3 protein-coding genes are annotated in these 2,008 nt (G+C 75.4%); 1 reads left to right on the top strand and 2 read right to left on the bottom strand.

Annotated features, from left to right (window positions below; translation table 11 throughout):
- Window positions 1–91 precede the first annotated feature (91 nt).
- The gene (locus AC0CYZ_RS22515) at window positions 92–553 is read right to left on the bottom strand and encodes a GNAT family N-acetyltransferase (RefSeq protein ID WP_472219449.1); all 462 of its coding nucleotides are present in this window, start codon (window positions 551–553) and stop codon (window positions 92–94) included.
- A 55-nt stretch (window positions 554–608) separates the two neighbouring features.
- On the opposite strand from AC0CYZ_RS22515, the gene AC0CYZ_RS22510 reads away from it, so the two are divergent.
- On the top strand, window positions 609–1,892 hold the full coding sequence (locus AC0CYZ_RS22510; protein ID WP_472219446.1) for an aminotransferase family protein: 1,284 nt from the start codon (window positions 609–611) through the stop codon (window positions 1,890–1,892).
- A gap of 5 nt (window positions 1,893–1,897) precedes the next feature.
- Here the strand turns inward: AC0CYZ_RS22510 and AC0CYZ_RS22505 are convergent, their stop codons facing one another.
- Complete coding sequence (locus AC0CYZ_RS22505; RefSeq protein ID WP_472219451.1) at window positions 1,898–2,002, bottom strand: CorA family divalent cation transporter; 105 nt, start codon at window positions 2,000–2,002, stop codon at window positions 1,898–1,900.
- Window positions 2,003–2,008: the final 6 nt, after the last annotated feature.

Genomic DNA, 2,008 nt, shown 5'->3' with positions numbered 1-2,008 from the left:
TCCGCCCCCTCGACGGGACGCCGGGGCGTGGCGACCTGTGTCGCACGGTCCCGGATCGCCGCTCGTGTCCTGATCGCACCCGTCGTGATCGTCACCCGAGATCGAGACGCCACCAGCGGCAGTCGTCGTCGCGACCCGGGTCCCGGACGAAGCCGGTGCGCGCGAGCACCGTCGCCGACGGTCCGGGCCGGGGATCGGTGCGCGCCACCACCCGCCGCAGCCCCGCCGCGCGGGCCCGGGCGACCCAGGCCCGCACGGCCGCCGTCGCGATCCCCCGGCCCCGGTAGGCGGGCGCGACCTGGTAGCCGATCTCGACCTCGCCGTCGCACGGCGGCCCGGTGAACCCGCCCATGCCCACGACCGTCCCGCCCAGCACGAGCAGGTGCGTCAGCCAGGCCGGGTCGACGCCCGCCTCGAGCGCGTCGACGGTCGGCTCGAGGGCGCCGTGCACCGCCCAGCCGGGCGCGAGGCGCAGCCCGAAGCGAGCCGGGAAGTGCTCCGGCTCGAAGGCGAGCGTCACCGCCTCCTCGACGCGGCACGGCCGGACCTCCACACCCCGGACGCTAGGTGGGTGCCACGCGCCCCGCGAGCGACCACAATCGGCTCCCATGGGAACCCTCTGGCACCCCTTCTCCGACATGGCCGCCGTCCGGGACCACGAGTTCGTCGTCGACCACGCCGACGGCGTCTGGGTGTACGACGAGGCCGGCCGGCGCTATCTCGACGGCTGCGCGAGCCTCTGGTACGCCAACGTCGGGCACGGGCGGACCGAGATCGTCGAGGCCGCGATGCGGCAGATGGCGCAGCTCGAGGCGTACTCGTGCTTCGCCGACATCGCGAACCGCCCGGCCCTGGAGCTCGCCGACCGGCTCTCGGCGCTCGCCCCGATGAGCCCCGGGGAGACCAAGGTGTTCTTCGGGTCCGGGGGCGCCGACGCGATCGACACCGCGGTGAAGCTGGCCCGCGGGTACTGGCAGGCCCGGGGCGAGCACCAGCGGGTCCACGTCGTCTCCCGCGAGACCGGCTACCACGGCACGCACGGCTACGGGACCTCGATCGTCGGCATCCCGGCCAACCGCGAGGGCTGGGGCGTGCTGGCCGGGGAGAACACCGTCGCGCCGCAGGACCTCGAGGGCGTGGAGAAGGTGTTCGCCGACGTCGGGGCGGAGCGGATCGCGGCGTTCGTCATGGAACCGGTGACCGGCGCGGGCGGGGTGCACATCCCGCCGCCGGGCTACGTCGAGGGGGTCGCGCAGCTCTGCCGCGACCACGGCGTGCTGCTCGTGATCGACGCGGTCATCTGCGGGTTCGGGCGGCTCGGCACCTGGTTCGGGATCGAGCGCTACGGGGTGCAGCCCGACCTGGTGACCTTCGCGAAGGGCGTGACGTCGGGCTACCTGCCCCTCGGCGGGGTCCTGGTCTCCCCCGAGGTGGCGGCGCCCTGGTGGACGACGCCGGGCGAGCGCACGCTGCGCCACGGGCCGACCTACGCCGGGCACCCGACGTGCTGCGCGGCCGGCCTCGCGACGCTGGACGTCTACGAGCGCGAGGGCCTCATCCCCCGCGGCCGGGAGCTCGAGGGCGCCCTCGAGGCCGCGCTCGCCCCGCTGCGCGAGCACCCGTACGTCGCCGAGGTCCGTGCCGGGACGGGGCTGCTCGCCGCCGTGGAGCTCACCCCCGACGTCCTCTCCTCGGTGCCCGACGCGCCGAACGCGCTGCTGCGCGGGGCCCGCGACGCCGGGGTGCTCGTGCGCGGGCTGGGCAAGGGCGTCGCCGTCTCGCCACCGCTGACCATCACCGAGGACGAGATCCGGATGCTCGGCGAGGGGATCCGCGCCGGGCTCGACGTGCTGCCGGCGGAGCCGCCCGTCCCGGCCGCGCCGGGCGCGTAGGCGCGCTACAACCAGCCGCGGCGCTTGAAGACGAGGTAGAGCGCCACGGACGCGACGACCATCAGCCCGAGCGCGAAGGGATAGCCGTACTGCCAGTGCAGCTCGGGCATGGTGTC

It is taken from the genome of Actinomycetospora sp. (assembly GCF_055612215.1).
This window is presented reverse-complemented; position numbering and strand designations above follow the sequence as displayed.

Excerpts from the sequence above, each read along its gene's own strand:
- AC0CYZ_RS22505 (WP_472219451.1), bottom strand. The coding sequence starts at position 2,002 with ATGCCCGAGCTGCACTGGCAGTACGGCTATCCCTTCGCGCTCGGGCTG.
- AC0CYZ_RS22510 (WP_472219446.1), top strand. The coding sequence starts at position 609 with ATGGGAACCCTCTGGCACCCCTTCTCCGACATGGCCGCCGTCCGGGAC.